The following is a 20,474-nucleotide window of genomic DNA, read 5'->3' as shown; positions in this document are numbered from 1 at the left end:
GATGGGGGCAGGGCACGGCAGTCCAGCTTGTTGCCACGCGTAAATTAATGTGTTTCAATTTAGTGTTGCTTTGTAAAAGTCTGTTATATTCAGAGTAACTATTCATTAGCAATAGTAGGACTCCACCGACAACACGTTTTTACGTACGACACATGCCACCATGAGAATTGCCGTCCTAGACAATGACCGCAGCCAGGCGGACCTGATATGCCAGGTCCTGACCTCCGCTGGACACGTCTGTCAGTCGTTTGACAGTGGCAAGGATTTGCTGGGACAGCTACGCAAGGACAGCGTCGACATGCTCGTTCTCGACTGGCAGGTGGCCGACATGAGCGGCACCGAGGTGCTGCGCCGGGCCAAGGAAAAGCTGGCGGGAACCACGCCGATGATGTTCCTCACCAGCAGCTCGGCCGAGGACGATATCGTGGCCGGCATCACCGCCGGGGCCGACGATTACATGGTCAAGCCGCTGCGCCGCGGGGAACTGGTGGCGCGCGTGCAGGCGCTGCTGCGGCGCGCCTACCCGGCCCAGAACGGGGCGGAACAATTGCAGTTCGGACCCTACATTTTCGAAACCCGGCCCGGGCGCCTGCTCATGGACGGCAACGTGATCGAGGTCACGCACAAGGAATTCTACCTGGCACTGTTGTTTTTTCGGAATATCGGCCGGCCGCTGTCGCGCGCGTATATTCATGAAGCGGTGTGGATCCGGGAAACGGCCGTACCTTCGCGCACCATGGATACCCATGTGTCGCGCGTAAGAAACAAATTGCAGTTGCGGCCGGAGAATGGCTTCCGGCTGGTGCCGGTGTACAGCTATGGATATCGGCTGGAAAAACTGGGGGCGTGACGCGCTGCGCAGCTTCGGCGCCGACGGCCGGGTCCGGGTGGCGCTAACGCGGCCGGCAGGTGGCCCAGGTGGCAGGCAAAGGATCGAAACCCGCCAGCCATAGCACCAGTTGAGGATCGATCCAGCCGATCACTTGCGTCCCATTGGCGTGCAGGTCGGGCAGGTCGGGGTGCAACCAGATCAGTTGTTCGTGGTGGAATATGCGATTGCGCAAATCGCGCATCTGATTCAGCGCTGACGAGATGGCCTGCCGCTTGCGCTGCGCTCTCGGGCAGCGGGGAAAAAACCAGGCGCAGATCTTTCCAAAGAACAGCTGTAAACGCGCCATTGAACAGCGAACTCCAAAAACCGAAGGCCAACTCCGCGACAATCTTGTCGGGCGTAGCGATTTCGGCCCGCCGTTGCAGCCTGCCCTTCGCGACCATGACCTCGTCGATCTGGCGCGCAAAGACAGGAGCGCCAGACCATGCCTCCCACCAGTCGGGCCGTTCATACAGCGCCGACATGCGGCGGTGAATACCGTTTCTGAGCGCAATTTCCAAAACACTCAACATGGGTGTCATCGCTCCCGCCAGCAGCATATTGTTCACATAGGCTGACACGGCCTTGCGCTCATCGCCCGCGCACGAGGACCGGTAACGGCCCAGCCGGGCAGTGGAACAGTGTCGCTCAAGGTCGTTCCAGTTCATGTTGACACCTGCTTGATTTTTGGGCACGTGGTGCTATAATTTGGTCGCAGCCCTAGGAATGTCCTCTCCCAGCCACCCTTACTGGTGATGACACTAGGTCAGACTTTGGCCCCGGTTCTCCGGGGCCATCCACATTCCAGACAAACCCGCCTTCCGGCGGGTTTGTCACTTTCAGACCGCGATGGTCGGGAATGGTTCAGTTAGCGCTCCATGAACGCCTTTGTCATGCCCCGCCAGCGTTGCCCTCCCGCACCAAAAAACCCTCCTTTCGGTAGGCCATTGACACATCACGGTATAATGGCGGTACAAACCGTACACTGTAAAGCCATGCAACTGCTCGCCGTCGGCCTCAACCACACCACCGCACCGGTCTCGCTTCGCGAGCAGCTGGCGCTTGCGCCTGACCAGCTCGGCCAGGCGGTGCAGGCGGCGCGCGGCTGGTTTGCCCGCATCGATGCCCGTGGCGGCGACGAAGCGGCGATCCTCTCGACCTGCAACCGCACCGAGATGTACGCCGCCAGCGACATCGCCAATCCGCTCGACGCCAGCGCCCACTTCCTGGCCGATTACCACAAGCTCAACTTCGCCGAACTGCGCCCGCACCTGTACATGCTGCCGCACGATGCCGCCGTGCGGCATGCATTCCGGGTCGCCTCCGGGCTCGATTCGATGGTGCTGGGCGAGCCGCAGATCCTCGGCCAGATGAAAGACGCGATGCGCCTGGCCGACGAAGCCGGGGGTCTGGGCACCTATCTGCACCAGCTGTTCCAGCGCAGCTTTTCGGTGGCCAAGGAAGTGCGCAGCACCACCGAAATCGGCGCCCACAGCGTCTCGATGGCGGCGGCCGCGGTGCGCCTGTCGCAGCGCATCTTCGACAAGATCTCCGACCAGAACGTGCTGTTCATCGGCGCCGGCGAAATGATCGAGTTGTGCGCCACCCACTTCGCGGCCCAGAACCCGAAAAACATCACCATCGCCAACCGCACCATGGAGCGCGGCGAAACCCTGGCGCACCGCTTCAACGGCAAGGCGATCCGCCTGGCCGCGCTGCCCGAGCAGCTGGCGCAGTTCGACATCGTCATCTCGTGCACCGCCTCCTCCTTGCCGCTGATCGGCCTGGGCCTGGTCGAGCGCGCGATCAAGGCGCGCCGCCACAAGCCGATGTTCATGGTCGACCTGGCCGTACCGCGCGATATCGAACCCGAAGTCGGCCGCCTCGACGACGTGTTCCTGTACACCGTCGACGACCTTGGCCAGGTGGTCCAGACCGGGTTGGAGAGCCGCCAGGCCGCCGTGGCCCAGGCCGAGGCCATCATCGAAACGCGGGTGCAATCGTTCATGCACTGGATCGACGACCGCGCCATGGTGCCGGTCATCCAGGACCTGCAGGAAAACAGCGAAGCGATGCGCCTGTTCGAACTCGAACGCGCCAAGAAAATGCTGGCGCGCGGCGACGATGTCGACGCCGTGCTCGACGCCCTGTCCAGGGGCCTGACCGCCAAGTTCCTGCACGGCCCGCAGCAGGCGCTGCATCGCGCCCAGGGCGACGAGCGCGCCCGCCTCGCCACCCTGCTGCCGCAATTGTTCCGCGGCCGCCGTTAGCGCCCCGGCTTGCCGTCCTGGCGCGCCGCAGTCCTGCGCCCGCCGCTCCCGTTCTTCCCCGCCGTTCCTTACCATTTACCGAGCACCCTATGAAACCATCGATGCTGGCCAAGCTGGATCAACTGGCCAACCGTCTTGTCGAACTTGACGAATTGCTCATGAGCGAAGGCGCGACCTCGAACATGGACGCCTACCGCAAGATGACGCGCGAGCACGCCGAAATCGGGCCGCTGGTGGCGCTGTTCAAGGAGTACCAGAGCGCCCAGAACGATATCGCCGAAGCGCAGGAAATGCTCTCGGACCCGGACATGAAGGACTTCGCGCAGGAAGAAATCGAAGCCGGCAAGGCGCGCGTGGCGCAGCTCGAAATGGATCTGCAAAAGATGCTGCTGCCGAAGGACGTCAACGACGAGCGCAACATCTTCCTCGAAATCCGCGCCGGCACCGGCGGCGACGAATCGGCCCTGTTCGCGGGCGACCTGCTGCGCATGTATGTCCGCTTCGCCGAGCGCAATCGCTGGCAGGTCGAAACGGTGTCGGAATCGGTGTCGGACCTGGGCGGCTACCGCGAAGTGATCGTGCGCCTGATCGGCAACGGCGCCTACTCCAAGCTCAAGTTCGAGTCGGGCGGCCACCGCGTGCAGCGCGTGCCGGCCACCGAAACCCAGGGCCGCATCCACACCTCGGCCTGCACCGTGGCGGTAATGCCGGAAGCGGACGAAGTCGAAGACGTCAACATCAACCCGGCCGACCTGCGCATCGATACCTACCGCGCCTCGGGCGCCGGCGGACAGCACATCAACAAGACCGATTCGGCGGTGCGCATCACCCACCTGCCGACCGGGATCGTGGTCGAATGCCAGGACGACCGCAGCCAGCACAAGAACAAGGCCTCGGCGCTCAAGGTGCTGGCCGCGCGCATCAAGGACGCGCAGCTGCGCGAGCAGCAGTCGAAGGAAGCGGCCACCCGCAAAAGCCTGATCGGCTCGGGCGACCGCAGCGAGCGGATTCGCACGTATAACTTCCCGCAAGGCCGCATGACCGACCACCGCATCAACCTGACCTTGTATAAACTCGACTTCATCATGGATGGAGAACTGACCGAACTGACCAACGCGCTGGCCGCCGAACACCAGGCCGAATTGCTGGCGGCCCTGGGCGACTAAGCTGTTGGTAATTAAGCACTTGGTAAGCTGTCCGTTGTAAACTGCGCATGCGGCGTACCCACGCCGCATGTCAAGAGACGCCAATAAAAACACTTCTAGGACTTATCCGATGCCAAATAACCGCACGATCCTGATGTCACTCTCCGCCATCTGCTTCGCCCTGCTTGGCGCGGCGCTGTACCTTCAGCACTACAAGAACATGCTGCCATGCCCGCTGTGCGTGATCCAGCGCTACGCCTACTTTTTCTGTGGGCTGATCTGCCTGGCGGCGGCGTCGGCCAAGCAGTTCAAGCTGTGGAGCTTCTTCGGGCTGGCCGGTTCGCTGACCGGCCTGTTCTACGCCGGCAAGCAGCTGTGGGTGCTGGCCCATCCGGGCACCTCGTGCGGCATCGATCCGATGCAGACCATGCTCAATAAAGTCCCGACCGCGATTTACCTGCCATGGATGTTCGAAGCCGACGGCTTGTGCGAAGATGCGGTCGAGACCCTGTTCGGCCTGACCATCCCGCAATGGTCGGCCCTGTCGCTGGCCATCATCAGCGCCTCGCTGCTGTTCGTGCTGGCGCGCCGCAGCGCCCGCTGATGGCGGTGACGATCGGCGCCGGCGCCCGGGTCGGCGCGCTGCAGGCGTTGCTGCCGCTCGACCCGCTGGAAAACCGCATCCTGGCCTGCCATGCGCTGGGCATCACGCGCATCGGCCTGATCACCCAGTCCGAACGCCTGCTGAGCGCGCCGGAAGCGGCCGCGCTGGCGGACCTGGTCGAACGGCGCATGCGAGGCGAACCGATTGCCTACATCGTCGGCCGGCGCGAATTCTACGGCCTCGATTTCGCCGTCAGCGAGGCGGTGCTGATTCCCCGTCCCGACACTGAACTGCTGGTCGACCTGGCGCTCGAACGCCTGCCCGTGCAGGGCCGCATGCTCGACATGGGTACCGGCAGCGGCGCCATCGCGGTGGCCGTGGCCCATACCCGGCCCGACGCCGGAATCACCGCCCTCGACGTCAGCGCCGCCGCCCTCGAGGTGGCGCGCGCCAACGCTTGTGCCCACCGCGCCGCCGTGCGCTTCGTGCACAGCGACTGGTTCGCTGGCGTGGAGGGCGAATCGTTCGACCTGATCGTCTCCAATCCCCCCTACATCGCCGACGGCGACGTCCACCTGGCCCAGGGCGATCTGCGCTTCGAGCCGGTGGGCGCGCTGACCGACCATGCCGACGGCCTGTCGGCCCTGCGCACCATCGTGGCCGGCGCGCCGCGCCATTTGCCGCCGCGGGGCTGGCTGCTGATGGAGCACGGCTACGACCAGGCGGACCAGGTGCGCGCCCTGCTGGCCGGCGCCGGCTATACCGAAGTCGAGAGCTGGCGCGACCTGGCCGGCATCGAACGAGTCAGCGGTGGCCGGCGCGCCGCGTAAGTTCTGCCGTGCCGCGTGCGCAACAGCGCCTTTGCTAAAATGACCAGATGCGCAAACTGACCGCCATCTGTGTCCTCATGCTTGCCCCGCTGGTCGCCGGCGCGGCACCCGCCGCCGCGCCCGAGCGCGCCACACCGGACCAGCAGGCGCGCGCCCTGTTCGACAGCGACTGGCAGTGGCGCCTGCAAAACCAGCCAGAATACGCCACCGCTCTGGGCGACTACCGCTACGACACAAGCCTGAGCGACACCACCCTGGCCGCCAGCCGGGCCGCCAATGCGCACCAGCGCCAGATGCTCGACCAGGCCAGGCAGATCGAACGCGACAAGCTCACCGGCCAGCAGCAGCTGTCCTACGACCTGTTCGTGTGGGAGAAGGAGCAGGCGGTCAAGGCGGCCGCGCTGTACCCGTTCCAGGCGCAGCCGATCAGTTCCTCGGCCGGCATCCACCTCACGCTCGCGCAGCTGGCCGCGCAGATGCCGTTTGCCACCGAGACCGACTACCGCAACTACCTGGCGCGCCTGGACGCGGTACCGGCCCACGTGGCGGGCCTGATCGAACAGCTGCGCGAAGGGATGCGCACCGGCTGGGTCGCGCCGAAGGTGGCCGTGCGCGGTGTGCCGGTCATCCTCAGGCAACTGCGCGAGAACGCGGTCGACGGCGCGCTAGGCCAGCCGTTCCGCCAGATCCCGGCCAGCATCGACAAGCCGGTGCGCGACGCCCTCGCCTTGGCCGGTCCCGCCGCGCTGCGCAACCGGGTGGCGCCGGCGCTGCAGGAGCTGGAAGAATTCATCCGCGCCGAGTACCTGCCGGCGGCGCGCGAGTCCATCGCGGCCAGCGCGCTGCCGGCCGGCCCCGATTACTACCTGCTGGCGGTGATGCGCCAGACCACCATCGACATGGCCCCGGCCGAGATCCACGCGCTCGGCCTGAAGGAAGTGGCGCGCCTGCGCGCCGACATGACGGCGGCGATCGCGCGCACCGGTTTTGCCGGCAGCTTCGCCCAGTTCATCGTGTTCGCCAAAACCGACCCGCGCCTGTTCTACACCAGCGCCGAGCCGCTGCTGGCGCGCTACCGGCGCATCATCGCGCGCGCCGGCGCGGCCATGCCCAGGCTGTTCGCGGCCGTGCCGGCGCAGGAAGTGCTGGTCAAGGCGGCTTCCGGCCCCGGCACCGAGAAACAGGGCGCGGCCTGGTACGAGGCCGGCAACGCCGAGCGCCCGGCGGCCTTCGTGGTCAACACCTCGCTGCTGGAAACGCGCCCCATGTGGGAGATGGAAACCTTGGCCCTGCACGAAGCGCTGCCGGGCCACCACCTGCAGGTGGCGCGCGCCGCCGACATGGCCGACCTGCCGGCCTTTCGCCGCCATGGCTGGCACGCCGCCTACGGCGAAGGCTGGGCCCTGTACGCCGAGACGCTCGGGCCGGAACTGGGCTTTTTCAAGGATGCGTTTTCGGCCTTCGGTCACCTCAACGCCGACCTGTTCCGCGCGGTGCGGCTGGTGGTCGATACCGGCATCCACACCCAGGGCTGGACGCGCCAGCAGGCGATCGACTACATGAACGCCAACACCGCCAACGCGCCTTCCGACAACGAGCTGGAAGTGGACCGCTACATTGCCTGGCCCGGACAGGCGCTCGGCTACAAGGTCGGACAGCTGAAAATCCGCGCCCTGCGCGAGAAGGCACAGGCGGCGCTGGGCGACAAATTCGACATCCGGCGCTTTCACAGCGTGGTGCTCGATAACGGACCGCTGACCCTGGCCCTGCTCGAACAGCAGGTCGACCTGTGGATCGCGGCGGCCAAAAAACCGGCGTCGTGAGCGGCCCAGGCATTGCATATAAATCAAGCCTTGCAATAAAAACCACGCCCCATTCCAGCAGGAAGTCAGTGCCTCAGGCGCGCGCGCCGGATTTCGGTTAATCTCGCAGCACTTACCTCTTTGGCAGTACAAGAAAGGATTCACCGTGTCGAACCAACTGACCCGCCGCCTGGCCCTGCTCGACGATGATGAACACCGCCCCCTGCTGGGCCAGGGCCTGCGCGGCATCGAGCGCGAAACCCTGCGCGTGGACCGCGCCGGACGTCTGGCGCGCACCCCGCACCCGCCAGCGCTGGGCGCCGCACTGACCCACCCGCAGATCACCACCGACTACGCCGAAGCCCTGCTCGAATTCATCACGCCGGCGGAAAACGACATCGGCACCACCCTGCACAAGCTCGACACAATCCACCGCTACGCCTACACCAAGCTGGGTGACGAAATGCTGTGGAGCGAATCGATGCCGTGCGAGCTGCCCGACGAAGCCGACATCGACATCGCCTGGTACGGCACCTCGAACATCGGCATGCTGAAACACGTGTACCGGCGCGGCCTGGCGCTGCGCTACGGGAAAGCGATGCAGTGCATCGCCGGCATCCACTACAACTACTCGCTGCCGGAGCAGATGTTCCAGCTGTTTTCGAACAACGAAGGCGTTTCCGAAGAACGGCGCTGCGCCCTGCGCGACTTCCAGTCCGAAAGCTACATCGCCCTGATCCGCAACTTCCGCCGCTATAGCTGGCTGCTGATGTACCTGTTCGGGGCCTCGCCGGCGCTGTCCACGGGCTTCCTGCGCGGACGCGAACACCAGCTCGAAACACTCTCAAGCGACACCCTCTACCTGCCGTATGCGACCAGCCTGCGCATGAGCGACCTCGGTTACCAGAACGATGCGCAATCGGGCCTGACGCCGCACGAGAACTCGCTGGAAAGCTATGTATCGACCCTGATGGACGCGGTGAACCGTCCGTACAAGCCGTACGAGGCGCTCGGCACCAAGCGCGATGGCGAGTGGATCCAGCTGTCGACCAACGTGCTGCAGATCGAGAACGAATACTATTCGACGATCCGGCCGAAACGCGTGATCCGCACCGGCGAGCGTCCGGTACAGGCGCTGTGCAAGCGCGGGGTGCAGTACGTCGAAGTGCGCTGCCTCGATGTCGATCCGTTCGAGGCGATCGGCATCAGTGTCGAAACGGGGCGCTTCATGGATGCCTTCCTGCTGTTCTGCGCGCTCGACGAGAGCGCGCTGATCAACCAGATGGAAAGCCAGGTCCACGCCCGCAATTTCGCGCGCACCGTCAAGGAGGGGCGCCGCCCCGGCCTGACCCTGACCCGCCACGGCGAAGAGATCGCGCTGGCCGACTGGGCCAATGAACTGATCGGGCGCATCGCCCCGGTCGCGGCGCTGCTCGACAGCCAGCATAACGAAGACGGCGTGCATGCGGCCTCCCTGGCCGCGCAGCTGGCCAAAATCGCCAATCCGGCGCTCACGCCGTCGGCGCGGGTGCTGGAAGAAGTGCGCGCGCTCGGCTCCTCGGCCGCTTTCGGCTTGCGCCAGAGCGAGCTGCATGCGGCCTCGTTCCGCGACAGCCCCCTGATGCCGGCGGAAGCGGCGCTGTTCGACGAGATGGCGGCCGCCTCGCTGGCCGAACAGCGTGTCATCGAGCAGACCCAGACCGGCAGCTTCGACGACTTTGTCGCCGCCTACAACAGCAGCACATTGTGCGGCGACTCGGACTGACCCAAGCGTGCTGACCTTCTATAACGAGCACCACGCCCAGCACCGCGGGCGCCACGAGATGTTCCGTGGCGCCCTGGTGCCGTGCTTCGAAAAGCCGGAGCGGGTCGACATGGTGCTGGCCGAATTCGAACGGCGCGGGCTGGGCAAGGTGGTCACGCCGCACGGCGTGTCGCTGGTCTCGCTCGAACGCATCCACACGCCGCGCTACCTGCATTTCCTGCGCAATGCCTGGAGCGAGTGGGTCGCGCTCGACGAAGCGAACGCCGACAAGGATGCGTTTCCCTCGGTGTGGCCGATCCGCGGCATGCGCACCGATATCGAGCCCGATAACTTCGCCGCGCGCATGGGCCTGTATTCGATGGACAGCGGCACCCCGCTCACCGCCGGCACCTGGATCGCCGCCAAGACCGGGGCCGACTGCGCGGTCAACGCCGCCCACGCGCTGCGCCTGGGCGAACGCGGCACCTTCGCGCTGACCCGCCCTCCCGGACACCACGCGGGCGCCGATTTTTTCGGCGGCTACTGCTTCCTGAACAATGCCGCGCTGGCGGCCCAGCACCTGCTCGACGACGGCGCCAGGAAAGTCGCGATCCTCGATATCGACTACCACCACGGCAACGGCACCCAGAGCATTTTTTATGGCCGCAACGATGTGCTGTTCATCTCGATCCATGCCGATCCGCGCACCGAGTATCCGTTCTACCTGGGGCATGCCAGCGAAACGGGCGACGGCGACGGCAAGGGCTACAACATGAACCTGCCGCTGGCGGCCGGATCGACCCCGGCCCAGTGGTTCCTGGCGCTGGAATCGGCCTGCGTCAAGCTGGCCAGCTTCGCGCCGGATGCGCTGGTGGTGTCGCTCGGCGTCGATACGTTCGCGGGCGACCCGCTGTCGTCGTTCGCGCTGCACAGCGGCGATTTTTTGCGCATCGGCGAACGCATCGCGCACACCGGCCTGCCGACCGCCTTCGTGTTCGAGGGCGGGTATGCGGTGAACGAGATCGGCATCAACGTCGTCAATGTGCTCGAAGGTTTTGAAACCGCTAACTAGAACCATGAAAGGATCTCCATGAGCCGTGACCCGCAAGCCGCACCGGATGGCGCCACGATGAAGGCGCCCATCGTGTGGGAATGGCGCCACTTCGACCAACTCTCCGGCGCCGATCTGTACGCGGTGATGGCCAGCCGCCAGGATGTGTTCATCCTGGAGCAGACTTGCCTGTATCCGGACCTCGATGGCTACGACCAGGGCGCGCACCACCTGCTCGGCTGGCACACGGTCGACGGCAAGCGCGTGCTGGCGGCGTATTTGCGCTGCCTCGCCCCCGGCGTGAAGTACGATGAAATGTCGCTCGGGCGCGTGCTCACCACCAAGGGCGCGCGCGGCGGCGGCAGCGGCCGCGCACTGCTGGCCGAGGGCATCGCCTGCGCCGAACGCCAGCATCCGGGCCAGCGCATCCGCATCGGCGCCCAGCAGCACCTCGAACCGTTCTACGCCAGCTTCGGCTTCGCGACGGTGAGCGCGCCCTACGACGAAGACGGCATCATGCACATCGACATGCTGCGCTAAAGGCGCGCGCGCCAGGTCAGGCCCTCGGCGGGCGCGCGCGGCGCCAGTTGCAGCAGCAAGCCGCCGCAGCCTCCGCTGTCGTTGCAGCCATAGGCGGCGATCTGGCCGCTGTCGTTGATGCCGGTGGCGGCGCTGTAGCTGCCGCCCAGGGTGCCGAGGTCGCTCATCTTGCCGTTCGCGTACAGAAACGCGTGCGCGAGGAATGGCGTGCTCTCGTCCAGCGCCGACACGCCCACCACCTGGCCGCCATTGTTGATGGCGGCCGCGTAGGCGAAGTCCCCGCCCAGGGTGCCCAGGTCGGTGCTGGCGCCGCCGCTGTACAGGAAAGCCCGGTAAGCGGGTGTGGTGGTGCGGTACTGCCCGGCCACTTGCCCGGCATCGTTGATGGCGGTCCCCAGGCTTTCGCTGCTGCCGGGAATGGTCAGTTGGACCAGCTTGCCGCCGGCGTAGCGAAAGGCGCGCGCCTCCCCGCTCGGCAGGCTGGCGTGGCCGGTGGCCTCGGCGTGCTGGTTGATGGCCGCGGCCGAGCTGTCGGGGCCGCCGAAGGTGCCGATCTCGGCGAGGCTACCGCCCGACCAGAGGAAGCCATGCTGGCCGCCGTCGCCGGGGCGGTCGCCGACGATCTGGCCGGCATTGTTGATGCCGAGGGGATTGGTATTGGGAGGCAGCGGCGTGAGCGCGTAACGCGACGCCGCAATGCCGGCAAGCGGCGCCAGCGCGAGGGCAAACAGACAGGTGCGTGCAAACATGGCTTGATCCTTTCGAGGTGTGAAAGGATCAAGGATCGGCCGACTTTGCGCGCTTTATTTGAGGCGCATCAGTCGCGCGCCGCTGCGCTCAGCACCGGCGCAACGCGCGTCAGACTTACTTGACGCCGACCAGTTCGATGTCGAACACCAGGCCGGCATTGGCTGGAATGACGCCCTTGCCGTTCGCGCCGTACGCCAGGGACGACGGGATCGACAGGGTGCGCTTGCCGCCCACTTTCATGCCCGGGATGCCCTGGACCCAGCCTTCGATCAAGCTGCCCGACGCCAGCGGAAACTCGACCGGCTCCTTGGAGGTTTCGAAGTTCGCGCCCTTGTTGTCGGGCTTGCTCGAATCGTAGAGATAGCCGGCGTAGTTCACGCTGATTTTTTTGCCGACCGCCGCTTCGGCGCCGGTGCCGACCACCGTATCTTTGGAGACCAGGGTGGCCGGGTTGGTGACGACCGTGATCGGCGGCACCTGGACCGGACTGTCATCGGAACTGCCGCAGGCGGCCAGGGCAAGGGTGGCAACGAAGGCGGCGGTGAGGGTAAGCTTGAGTTTCATGGAATCCTTGTAGCGGTGACGGAAAAAGCTGCCAAAGTTTAGCAGCAGTTGCCGGTCACCGCAGCATTCGTCTCGCATCAAAAGTGTGGCGCATATGTATCGTTTTGTATCGGATACAGGGAGTTCAGATTTCGACCTGGGTTCCCAGTTCGATCACCCGGTTGGGAGGAATCTGATAGTAGTCGGCGGCGCCGCGGGCATTGCGCGACATGGTCACGAACAAGTGCTCGCGCCATGGCGCCATGCCGCCGCCCGGCGCCGAAATGACGGTCTGGCGTGCGATGAAGAAGGAGGTTTCCATCATCTCGAACGGCAAACCCTGTTCCGCGCACTGGAGCAGCACCTTGGGAATATCCGGTTCATCCTTGAAGCCGTAGTACACATTGATCTGGAAGCAATCGTGCCCCAGCGCGGTGACCTTGGCCTGCTCGGCCGCCGGCACCCACGGTTCTTCCAGCATGTGCACGGTGAGGAAGACCACGCGTTCGTGCAGCACCTTGTTGTGCGACAGGTTGTGCAGCAGCGCGTGCGGCACGCCGTCGCTTTCGCCGCGCAGGAAAATCGCGGTGCCGTACACGCGGGTGGGCGGCGCCACGAACAGCGACTGCAGGAAGTCGTCGAGCGGAATGGCGTGCGACTGCAGGTTCTCGAACACCAGCTGGCGGCCGCGCTTCCAGGTCATCATGCCGGTAAACAGGATCGCGCCCAGCAGCAGCGGGAACCAGCCGCCGTGGAACAGTTTAAGCGTGCTCGACGAGAACAGCATGATGTCCATGACGATGAAAAAGCCGGTTGCGCCGAAGCACAGCACCAGCGGCAGGTGCCAGCGGTAGCGCGTGACGAAAAAGGTCAGCACGGTGGTGCACAGCATGGTGGCGGTGACCGCGATGCCATAGGCGCCGGCCATATTGTCGGAGGACTGGAAAATCAGCACGCCGATCAGTACCACCACCAGTTGCAGCCAGTTCACGGCCGGGATATAGATCTGGCCGATTTCGCTTTCCGAGGTGTGCAGCACGCGCATGCGCGGCATCAGGCCGAGCGCGATGGCTTGCTTGGTCATCGAGAAGGTGCCGGAAATGGTCGCTTGCGAGGCGATCACGGCGGCCATGGTCGAGAGCAGCAGCAGCGGGTACACGCTCCAGCTGCCGAGCTGGTTATAGAAGGGATTGCTGATGTGCTCAGGGTGCACGATCAGCAGCGCGCCCTGCCCCATGTAGTTCAGCGCCAGCGCCGGAAAGGCGATCAGGAACCAGGCCGCGCGGATCGGCTTCTTGCCGAAGTGGCCCATGTCGGCATACAGCGCCTCGGCGCCGGTCAGCGCCAGCACCACCGCGCCGAGCGCGATGAAGGCCGTGTAGCGGTTTTCCAGCATGAAGCCCAGCGCGCGCAGGGGATTGAGGGCGGCCAGGATCTGGGGCGCCTCGATGATGTTCACCACGCCCATGGCGGCCAGGGCGGCGAACCAGATCACCATGATCGGCCCGAACCAGCGCCCGATGCCGGCCGTGCCGCGCCGCTGCACCGAATACAGGCACACCAGCACAATGGCGGTAATGAGCAGCACCACCCAGGTGGGGATGCCGGGGATGGCGACCTCGAGACCTTCGATCGCGCCGAGCACCGAAATGGCGGGGGTGATCACGCTGTCGCCGTAAAACATGGTGGCGCCGAAGACGCCCATCACCATCAGCGGCAAATACCATTTGGACGCCTTGGTGACCGAATTGAGCGCCAGCGCCATGAGCGCCATGATGCCGCCCTCGCCGCGGTTGTCGGCACGCAGGACCAGGGTGACGTACTTGAGCGAGACGATCAGGGTCAGTCCCCAGAAAATCAGGGAAATGATGCCGATCAGGTTGGGAGTGGTCAGGGCCAGGCCATGCTCTTTGTCGAACACGGCTTTCAGGGTGTAGAGGGGACTGGTACCGATATCGCCGTAGACGATACCGACGGCGGCCAGGGTCAGGGCCGCCAGGCTGCTCTTCTTGTGTTGCGCTGTCAAGATTGCACCGTATTCTTGTTTTGGTGCATTGCACAATAGAAGATGATCAGGCAAAAAGCAAGGACAATTCGTTGCATCATTCATACCCCCGGTGACAGCAAGAATTTCTCTTGCTTTTGGAGACGATATGATAAACGAGCCCGGCGCAGGTGCGCGTTCGCGATGTAAAAATGGCATCGGCGGCGAATTGGCGCTGGCCGGCAAGCTTCCCCTAACTGCGAGATAATGTTGATCCAATGAATCTCTGATTGTCACTCATGCGTACCGGCATCCTGTCCGCCGCCCTGGCCTTCCTGTGCTGGGGCCTGTTTCCCCTGTATTTCCATGCCCTCAAAGAAGTGCCGCCGGCCCAGATCATGGGCCACCGCGTACTCTGGTCGCTGCTGTTCCTGGTGATCGTATTGACCTTCCGCCAGCAGTGGAAATGGCTGGGGGCGCTCAGGCAGCAGCCGCGCGTGGTGGCCAGCTTCGCCGTGAGCGCGCTGCTGCTCAGTTTTAACTGGCTGCTGTACATCTGGGCCGTCAACAGCGGCCATGTGATCGAAGCGAGCCTGGGTTACTTCATCAATCCCCTGTTCAATGTGATGCTGGGCTACCTGGTGCTCAAGGAAAGACTGCGCATCGGCCAGTGGGCCGCCATCGCGCTGGCCACCTGCGGCGTGCTGTGGCTGACCTGGCAGGCCGGGCGCATGCCCTGGATCGCGCTGCTGCTGGCGGCCTCCTTCGGCGGCTATGGCTTGCTGCGCAAGACCGCCTCCCTGGGCGCGCTGGAAGGCTTGTCGTTCGAAACCATGCTGCTGTTCCCGTTCGCGCTGGGTTTCGTGATCTGGCTGACCATGACGGGCGACAATGCCTTTTTGAACAGTCCGTCGAACAGCACGCGCTGGCTGCTGATCGCCTCCGGGCCGATCACCGCCATTCCCCTGCTGCTGTTTGCCAGCGGCGCGCGCAAGATTCCCCTGTCGGTGCTGGGATTGCTGCAATATATCGGACCGACCATCCAGCTCAGCCTGGGCATCTACCTGTTCCACGAGGCCTTCACCCAGGCGCGCATGATCGGCTTTGCGATCATCTGGAGCGCGCTGGCCCTGTATGCGGCCGAGGGCCTGTTCAAGCGCAAATAAGCGCGCGGCGGGCGGGCCCGCGGCGCAGGTGCCGCCGGCTATGTTGCAAGGGTAAATCATTCCGGCACCGGGAAGGCCGCAGGCCTGCATCGCGCAGCAATTGCACGGCGATCCGGCGCATGTCTGCGGCACGGGCGCAGGAAAGGACCAATCCGGGGGCGACTTATTGTATCCTGTTGACCTTCCGTCCCCATTTCAAGAAACTCAATGGCCAATTACGTCTATACCATGAATCGCGTGGGCAAAATCGTCCCGCCCAAACGCCAGATCCTCAAGGATATTTCCCTGTCGTTCTTCCCCGGCGCCAAGATCGGCGTGCTGGGCCTGAACGGCTCCGGCAAGTCGACCTTGCTGAAGATCATGGCGGGCATCGATACCGACATCCAGGGCGAAGCCGTGCCGATGCCGGGCCTGAACATCGGCTACCTGCCGCAGGAACCGGTGCTCGATCCCGAGCAGACGGTGCGCCAGGTGGTCGAATCGGGCCTGGGCGAAGTGTTCGAGGCCCAAGGCAAGCTGGAAGCGGTGTACGCGGCGTATGCCGACGAAGACGCCGACTTCGACGCACTGGCGACCGAACAGGCGCGCCTGGAAGCAATCATCTCGACCTCCGACGGCGGCAACCTGAACCTGCAGCTGGAAATGGCCGCCGATGCGCTGCGCCTGCCGCCGTGGGACGCCAAGATCGGCATCCTGTCCGGCGGCGAAAAGCGCCGCGTGGCGCTGTGCCGCCTGCTGCTGTCGAAACCCGACATGCTGCTGCTCGACGAACCGACCAATCACCTCGATGCCGAATCGGTCGACTGGCTCGAACAATTCCTGCTGCGCTTCCCGGGCACCGTGGTCGGCATCACCCACGATCGCTACTTCCTCGACAACGCCGCCGAATGGATTCTGGAACTCGACCGCGGCCACGGCATTCCGTGGAAAGGCAACTACAGCTCGTGGCTGGAGCAAAAGAGCAACCGCCTCAAGCAGGAGGAAGCGACCGAATCCTCGCGCCAGAAAACCATCGCCAAGGAACTCGAATGGGTGCGCCAGAATCCGAAAGGCCGCCAGGCCAAGAGCAAGGCCCGCCTGGCGCGCTTTAACGAGCTGTCCGAGCACGAATACCAGAAGCGCAACGAAACGTCCGAGATCTTCATCCCCGTGGCCGAGCGCCTGGGCAATGACGTGATCGAATTCAAGAACGTGTCGAAATCCTTCGGCGACCGCATGCTGATCGAGAACCTGTCGTTCATCGTGCCGCCGGGCGCCATCGTCGGCATCATCGGCCCGAACGGCGCCGGCAAGTCGACCCTGTTCAAGATGATCACCGGCAAAGAGCAGCCGGACAGCGGCGAAGTGGCCATCGGCCAGACCGCGCGCGTCTCCATCGTCGACCAGAACCGCGACGACCTGGCCAATACCAAGACCGTGTTCGACGACGTGGCCGGCGGCGCCGACACGCTCACCGTGGGCCGTTTCGACATGCCGTCGCGCGCCTACCTGGGCCGCTTCAACTTCAAGGGTTCGGACCAGCAAAAGATCGTCGGCAACCTGTCGGGCGGAGAACGCGGACGTCTGCACCTGGCCAAGACCTTGCTGCAAGGCGGCAATGTGCTGCTGCTCGATGAACCGTCCAACGATCTGGACGTGGAAACCCTGCGCGCGCTGGAAGATGCCTTGCTCGAATTTGCCGGCAGCGTCATGGTCATTTCCCACGATCGCTGGTTCCTGGACCGCATCGCGACCCACATCCTGGCGTTCGAAGGCAATTCGCAAGTCACTTTCTTCGACGGTAACTACCAGGAATACGAAGCCGACAAGAAGAAACGCCTGGGCGAAGAAGGCGCCAAGCCGAAGCGGATCCGCTACAAGCCGCTGACGGTGTAAGACCCATCCCATCGCGCGCCAGGCAGCACGGCGCGCGATGGCGCTATGCCTTTTTTTGCAGCACAGAGCGTTTCAGAAGTCCCTCACTTTTGCGCTAATCGACCACCAGGCATGCCGTGCCCTGCACACTGGACAGATGAATGACTATCGCGCCAACCGGGTCGCCGGGCACAGCTACTTCTTCACGGTCCGCTTGTCCGAGCGCGGCAGCACCTTACTGACCGACCATATCGCCGCCTTCGGCGAGGCGATTCGCCAGGCGCGCGGGCGCAAACCGTTTCATGTCGATGCCTGGGTGGCCCTGCCCGACCATGCCCACGCCATCTGGACCTTGCCGCCGGGCGACGACGATTGCGCCGCGCGCTGGCGCGCCGTGAAAATTGCGTTTTCCAAATCCCTGAGCAAATCGCGCGCGACGCGCGGCACCGAGATCATCTGGGAACCGCACTACCAGCAGCATCCGGTCGTCGGCGACGACTATGTCCGCCTGGTCGACTACATCCACCACAATCCCCTGCGCCATGGCCTGTGCGGCAGGCCGCAAGAGTGGCAATGGTCGTCGGTGCACCGCTTCATCGCGGCGGGCATGGTGACGTACTGAGGGGTGGGAATCGGGCCCGTAAACAGACAAAGCGCCAACCGGTGGATACAGCAAGCGGAGGGGGCGCTTGCTGCACACACTGGAAGGCGCCGTGCCTGTTCCGGTCTGCCCTTCTGTCAGGAGCGGCCCGGGCTGCGCGTCAGACGCACAGCCCAGGCGCTGGATCAGAAGTTGTAACGAGCGCCAACGGTGATGGCGTCTGCCTTGGCACCGAAGTCCTTGCTCTTGCCGTAGCGCTCGTATTCCAGGGTCAGGGCGACCTGCTTGCTCAGGTTGTACTGGGCGCCAACACCCGCATACACGCCTGTCTCGCTTTCCTTGTAGCGCAGGTCGGGCGAACTGCCGTCGACCTTGCTGTAACCAACACCCAGCTTGCCGTAGACCGAAAACATCTCGTTGACAGGCATGGTGGCCTTGCCGGCGACGTAAGCGCGCTTGCCGTCGGCGCTGCCGTTGCGGGTTTCATTGCCGATCTTGTAGTTGAAATCAGCCTTGCGCAGGTCGGTGTAACCGGCTTCCACGCCCCACATCGGGGTGATATCGAGGCCGCCGAAGACTTTCAGCGAAGGCTTGTAACCGTCGCCATCGAAGTCGCTACCGCTGATTTTGAAATTGTGATCGGACGATGCGACACCCAGACCGATGTAAGGAGCCGGGCTTTGGGCCTGGGCAGCGGTCATCGCGGTGACGCCAGCGATCAATGCAAAAATGAGCTTTTTCATGCGGAATCCTTTGTTTAAAACAGTCTGTTCCGCAATTCCCAATGAATTGCGAGGTAATCAAGATAGCATTACCGAATCGACGCATGAAGTGGCATTCCGTAAGACTTGTAAGAAGATGTAACGCGGGAAAACGGATGGAATCGAAATAACTGACTATGCGTTCAGCTATATGCATTTCTCGCTTATGCGCATTTAGGCATAAATTAGAAGATAAAGCGGAAAGTTAGATTCACTCGCGGGCCGATGGCGCGGGTCGACTTGTTAATTCCGTGCAGCCAGTGCGTTTGTGTATTGCCTGACATCACTAGTAAAGTACCGTCTTTTAAGACTAGCTTAAGTGTCTGTTTTGTCTGTTTGTGACGCAGGATAAAGGTTCTTTCGGCCCCGAAACTAAGCGATGCGATGACCGGTTGCGGGCCGAGCTCGGCTTCGTCATCGCTGTGCATGCCCATGCTGTCGCGTTCAGTGCGATAGAAATTGAGCAGCACGCTGTTGAAGCGCTGGCCGCAGGCGGCCTCGACCGCATCCTTCAGTGCCAGCTGCAGCGGCGTGAACGGCAACGGTTCGAGGCGCAGGCCGGAGTAGGTGTAGGCCGCCTCGCCATGCCAGGCGGTCAGGCGCGGCTGCGGATGCTGTTTGCCCCACAGGGTGATCGATTCGGCGCGCCAGGCAGTCTCGTCGATGAGGCGGGCGAGCACGTCGGCGTTACTCAAGTGAAAAGGTAGCTGCGGCAGCACCGCGACCGTGCCATCGTCGAGGGGAAAGGGGATTAACTCAGATTGCTGAAACAGGTCCATGAGGGGCGATATGGCGATATGATGGCAGGATGACACGATAGACGAGGTATTTTCGCATGAAAAAACGCCATTTCCTGGGCGCTGCCGTGAGCGCGGCCGCCCTGCCCGGCCTCGCTTGCGCGGCACCTGCCCGGGCGGCGCAGGGACCGGCGCTGCTGACCCTCACCGGCGCGCTGGCGCGCAGCAACCGCGGTCCCTTCGACCCGGTGCTCGACCAGATGATGCACAAGCAAAAGATCAGCTTCGACAAGGCCTTCAGCCTGGACTTCAACGCGCTGCTGGCCCTGCCCGCGGTCGCCATCCGCCCCACCCTGGAATACGACGGCAAGGCGCATGCGCTGCGCGGCCCGCTGCTGCTGGACGTGGTGGCGGCCAGCGGCACCCGCCTGCGCGACGATGGCAAGCTGCTGCTGCGCGCGGTCGACGGCTATGCGGTCGCGCTGCCGGTGGCGCAGGCGCGCGCGCAGCGCTTCATCGTCGCCACCCATCTCGACGGCAAGCCGATGGCGCTGGGCGGACTGGGGCCCTTGTGGGCCGTCTACGATGCGGACCGGTTCCCGGACATGGCCGCCAGGCCGGTGGCCGAACGCTTCGGCGCCTGCCCGTGGGCCCTGTATCACATCGAGGTCCCGACGTGAGGCGGCAAGCGGCGGCGATGGCTCAGGAATAGGCTTCGGCCAGGGACATCACGCGCGGCGTGACGCTGATGCCGACGTTGCCGAACAGGGTATCGATGGCTTTCAGATTGGCCTCGCACTCTTCGGTTTTCCAGCCCTTGAAGATGTCGGTGCCGTCTTTTTGGAAGTGCAGGTCGAGCACCTTGCCGCGATCCTTGTGGGTGTAGGCTTCGCTATGGGTGTTCTGGAAGCCCAGCTCCGCGAGGCCGGCGAGGATCGAATTCGGGGGATTATCGGGGTCGGTGGCGAGAAAGACGCCGAAGGTCTTGCCGGGGGGCTTGGCGGCGATATCGACTTCATAAATGCCGGGCGCCTTTGTCACAGACGTACTTTTCAAAAATAGCATGCTGGTCTCCCTCGTCGACGTGAGCAGCGGCACGGGATCGCTGCCGTTTTGGCAAGTCTCCCGCAAGATCACCGTAACGGTCTAGCTTATTGCGATTTTTTGCGTTTGTCGATGCATGGTTGCATCTTTTCGCATTAATGCATCAGCCGCGTTGCA

20 protein-coding genes are annotated in these 20,474 nt (G+C 64.0%); 13 read left to right on the top strand and 7 right to left on the bottom strand.

Going from position 1 to position 20,474, the window contains the following annotated elements; genetic code table 11:
- Positions 1 to 160: 160 nt before the first annotated feature.
- The gene (locus IV454_RS08585) at positions 161 to 850 is read left to right on the top strand and encodes a response regulator transcription factor (protein WP_054265547.1); all 690 of its coding nucleotides are present in this window, start codon (positions 161 to 163) and stop codon (positions 848 to 850) included.
- On the opposite strand, the gene IV454_RS08580 is transcribed toward IV454_RS08585, so the two are convergent.
- Complete coding sequence (locus IV454_RS08580) at positions 817 to 1,539, bottom strand: hypothetical protein (protein ID WP_206091141.1); 723 nt, start codon at positions 1,537 to 1,539, stop codon at positions 817 to 819. The genes IV454_RS08585 and IV454_RS08580 overlap by 34 nt on opposite strands.
- A gap of 327 nt (positions 1,540 to 1,866) precedes the next feature.
- Between IV454_RS08580 and hemA the strand changes: the two genes are divergently transcribed.
- The 8 genes from hemA to IV454_RS08540 all read left to right on the top strand — a co-directional run bounded on the left by hemA (position 1,867) and on the right by IV454_RS08540 (position 10,857).
- A complete protein-coding gene (hemA, locus tag IV454_RS08575) occupies positions 1,867 to 3,141 on the top strand; it encodes a glutamyl-tRNA reductase (protein ID WP_054265545.1) in 1,275 nt (424 codons plus the stop codon).
- An 89-nt stretch (positions 3,142 to 3,230) separates the two neighbouring features.
- The gene (gene prfA, locus IV454_RS08570) at positions 3,231 to 4,307 is read left to right on the top strand and encodes a peptide chain release factor 1 (RefSeq protein ID WP_054265544.1); all 1,077 of its coding nucleotides are present in this window, start codon (positions 3,231 to 3,233) and stop codon (positions 4,305 to 4,307) included.
- Between the two features lie 109 nt (positions 4,308 to 4,416).
- On the top strand, positions 4,417 to 4,890 hold the full coding sequence (locus tag IV454_RS08565) for a disulfide bond formation protein B (RefSeq protein ID WP_054265543.1): 474 nt from the start codon (positions 4,417 to 4,419) through the stop codon (positions 4,888 to 4,890).
- Positions 4,890 to 5,720, top strand: coding sequence for a peptide chain release factor N(5)-glutamine methyltransferase (prmC, locus tag IV454_RS08560; protein ID WP_206091140.1), 831 nt, complete (start codon positions 4,890 to 4,892; stop codon positions 5,718 to 5,720). Before IV454_RS08565 ends, prmC begins: the two co-directional genes overlap by 1 nt.
- Positions 5,721 to 5,767: 47 nt before the next feature.
- Entirely contained in the window at positions 5,768 to 7,543 is a 1,776-nt protein-coding gene (locus IV454_RS08555; RefSeq protein ID WP_206091139.1) for a DUF885 domain-containing protein, read from the top strand.
- Between the two features lie 145 nt (positions 7,544 to 7,688).
- Entirely contained in the window at positions 7,689 to 9,287 is a 1,599-nt protein-coding gene (gene gshA / locus IV454_RS08550) for a glutamate--cysteine ligase (RefSeq protein WP_206091138.1), read from the top strand.
- Positions 9,288 to 9,294: 7 nt separating this feature from the next.
- Entirely contained in the window at positions 9,295 to 10,338 is a 1,044-nt protein-coding gene (locus IV454_RS08545) for a histone deacetylase family protein (protein ID WP_206091137.1), read from the top strand.
- A 57-nt stretch (positions 10,339 to 10,395) separates the two neighbouring features.
- Positions 10,396 to 10,857 (top strand): GNAT family N-acetyltransferase, encoded by a 462-nt coding sequence (locus IV454_RS08540; RefSeq protein WP_206092606.1) that lies wholly within the window; start codon positions 10,396 to 10,398, stop codon positions 10,855 to 10,857.
- Here IV454_RS08540 and IV454_RS08535 read toward each other — a convergent pair.
- The 3 genes from IV454_RS08535 to IV454_RS08525 all read right to left on the bottom strand — a co-directional run bounded on the left by IV454_RS08535 (position 10,854) and on the right by IV454_RS08525 (position 14,176).
- Positions 10,854 to 11,606 carry a hypothetical protein gene (locus IV454_RS08535; RefSeq protein ID WP_206091136.1) on the bottom strand — a complete coding sequence of 251 codons (753 nt, stop codon included), beginning with the start codon at positions 11,604 to 11,606 and terminating at the stop codon, positions 10,854 to 10,856. The genes IV454_RS08540 and IV454_RS08535 overlap by 4 nt on opposite strands.
- Before the next feature lie 115 nt (positions 11,607 to 11,721).
- A complete protein-coding gene (locus tag IV454_RS08530) occupies positions 11,722 to 12,171 on the bottom strand; it encodes an FKBP-type peptidyl-prolyl cis-trans isomerase (protein ID WP_206091135.1) in 450 nt (149 codons plus the stop codon).
- A gap of 124 nt (positions 12,172 to 12,295) precedes the next feature.
- Positions 12,296 to 14,176 carry a potassium transporter Kup gene (locus IV454_RS08525; protein WP_206091134.1) on the bottom strand — a complete coding sequence of 627 codons (1,881 nt, stop codon included), beginning with the start codon at positions 14,174 to 14,176 and terminating at the stop codon, positions 12,296 to 12,298.
- Positions 14,177 to 14,433: 257 nt separating this feature from the next.
- Between IV454_RS08525 and rarD the strand changes: the two genes are divergently transcribed.
- The 3 genes from rarD (at position 14,434) to IV454_RS08510 (ending at position 17,776) form a co-directional block, all read left to right on the top strand.
- Positions 14,434 to 15,300, top strand: a complete 867-nt coding sequence (gene rarD / locus IV454_RS08520; RefSeq protein ID WP_206092605.1) for an EamA family transporter RarD — start codon at positions 14,434 to 14,436, stop codon at positions 15,298 to 15,300.
- A 207-nt stretch (positions 15,301 to 15,507) separates the two neighbouring features.
- Positions 15,508 to 17,175 carry an energy-dependent translational throttle protein EttA gene (gene ettA, locus IV454_RS08515; protein ID WP_054265535.1) on the top strand — a complete coding sequence of 556 codons (1,668 nt, stop codon included), beginning with the start codon at positions 15,508 to 15,510 and terminating at the stop codon, positions 17,173 to 17,175.
- Between the two features lie 136 nt (positions 17,176 to 17,311).
- Complete coding sequence (locus IV454_RS08510) at positions 17,312 to 17,776, top strand: REP-associated tyrosine transposase (protein WP_206091133.1); 465 nt, start codon at positions 17,312 to 17,314, stop codon at positions 17,774 to 17,776.
- 164 nt (positions 17,777 to 17,940) lie between these two features.
- Here IV454_RS08510 and IV454_RS08505 read toward each other — a convergent pair whose 3' ends face one another.
- Together IV454_RS08505 and IV454_RS08500 are read right to left on the bottom strand one after the other, a co-directional pair.
- A complete protein-coding gene (locus tag IV454_RS08505; RefSeq protein WP_054265533.1) occupies positions 17,941 to 18,498 on the bottom strand; it encodes a porin family protein in 558 nt (185 codons plus the stop codon).
- A gap of 203 nt (positions 18,499 to 18,701) precedes the next feature.
- Positions 18,702 to 19,295, bottom strand: a complete 594-nt coding sequence (locus IV454_RS08500; protein ID WP_206091132.1) for an alpha-ketoglutarate-dependent dioxygenase AlkB family protein — start codon at positions 19,293 to 19,295, stop codon at positions 18,702 to 18,704.
- 56 nt (positions 19,296 to 19,351) lie between these two features.
- Between IV454_RS08500 and IV454_RS08495 the strand changes: the two genes are divergently transcribed.
- The gene (locus tag IV454_RS08495; protein WP_206091129.1) at positions 19,352 to 19,933 is read left to right on the top strand and encodes a putative pterin-binding protein; all 582 of its coding nucleotides are present in this window, start codon (positions 19,352 to 19,354) and stop codon (positions 19,931 to 19,933) included.
- A gap of 22 nt (positions 19,934 to 19,955) precedes the next feature.
- Here IV454_RS08495 and IV454_RS08490 read toward each other — a convergent pair whose 3' ends face one another.
- Positions 19,956 to 20,294: a hypothetical protein gene (locus tag IV454_RS08490; RefSeq protein ID WP_229522141.1), complete on the bottom strand. Its 339-nt coding sequence runs from the start codon at positions 20,292 to 20,294 to the stop codon at positions 19,956 to 19,958.
- Positions 20,295 to 20,474: the final 180 nt, after the last annotated feature.

This window comes from Massilia antarctica, from assembly GCF_015689335.1.
GTDB lineage: Bacteria > Pseudomonadota > Gammaproteobacteria > Burkholderiales > Burkholderiaceae_D > Telluria_A > Telluria_A antarctica.
This window is presented reverse-complemented; position numbering and strand designations above follow the sequence as displayed.

Excerpts from the sequence above, each read along its gene's own strand:
- IV454_RS08585 (WP_054265547.1), top strand. The coding sequence starts at position 161 with ATGAGAATTGCCGTCCTAGACAATGACCGCAGCCAGGCGGACCTGATA.
- IV454_RS08580 (WP_206091141.1), bottom strand. The coding sequence starts at position 1,539 with ATGAACTGGAACGACCTTGAGCGACACTGTTCCACTGCCCGGCTGGGC.
- hemA (WP_054265545.1), top strand. The coding sequence starts at position 1,867 with ATGCAACTGCTCGCCGTCGGCCTCAACCACACCACCGCACCGGTCTCG.
- prfA (WP_054265544.1), top strand. The coding sequence starts at position 3,231 with ATGAAACCATCGATGCTGGCCAAGCTGGATCAACTGGCCAACCGTCTT.
- IV454_RS08565 (WP_054265543.1), top strand. The coding sequence starts at position 4,417 with ATGCCAAATAACCGCACGATCCTGATGTCACTCTCCGCCATCTGCTTC.
- prmC (WP_206091140.1), top strand. The coding sequence starts at position 4,890 with ATGGCGGTGACGATCGGCGCCGGCGCCCGGGTCGGCGCGCTGCAGGCG.
- IV454_RS08555 (WP_206091139.1), top strand. The coding sequence starts at position 5,768 with ATGCGCAAACTGACCGCCATCTGTGTCCTCATGCTTGCCCCGCTGGTC.
- IV454_RS08540 (WP_206092606.1), top strand. The coding sequence starts at position 10,396 with ATGAAGGCGCCCATCGTGTGGGAATGGCGCCACTTCGACCAACTCTCC.
- IV454_RS08535 (WP_206091136.1), bottom strand. The coding sequence starts at position 11,606 with ATGTTTGCACGCACCTGTCTGTTTGCCCTCGCGCTGGCGCCGCTTGCC.
- IV454_RS08530 (WP_206091135.1), bottom strand. The coding sequence starts at position 12,171 with ATGAAACTCAAGCTTACCCTCACCGCCGCCTTCGTTGCCACCCTTGCC.
- rarD (WP_206092605.1), top strand. The coding sequence starts at position 14,434 with ATGCGTACCGGCATCCTGTCCGCCGCCCTGGCCTTCCTGTGCTGGGGC.
- ettA (WP_054265535.1), top strand. The coding sequence starts at position 15,508 with ATGGCCAATTACGTCTATACCATGAATCGCGTGGGCAAAATCGTCCCG.
- IV454_RS08510 (WP_206091133.1), top strand. The coding sequence starts at position 17,312 with ATGAATGACTATCGCGCCAACCGGGTCGCCGGGCACAGCTACTTCTTC.
- IV454_RS08505 (WP_054265533.1), bottom strand. The coding sequence starts at position 18,498 with ATGAAAAAGCTCATTTTTGCATTGATCGCTGGCGTCACCGCGATGACC.
- IV454_RS08500 (WP_206091132.1), bottom strand. The coding sequence starts at position 19,295 with ATGGACCTGTTTCAGCAATCTGAGTTAATCCCCTTTCCCCTCGACGAT.
- IV454_RS08495 (WP_206091129.1), top strand. The coding sequence starts at position 19,352 with ATGAAAAAACGCCATTTCCTGGGCGCTGCCGTGAGCGCGGCCGCCCTG.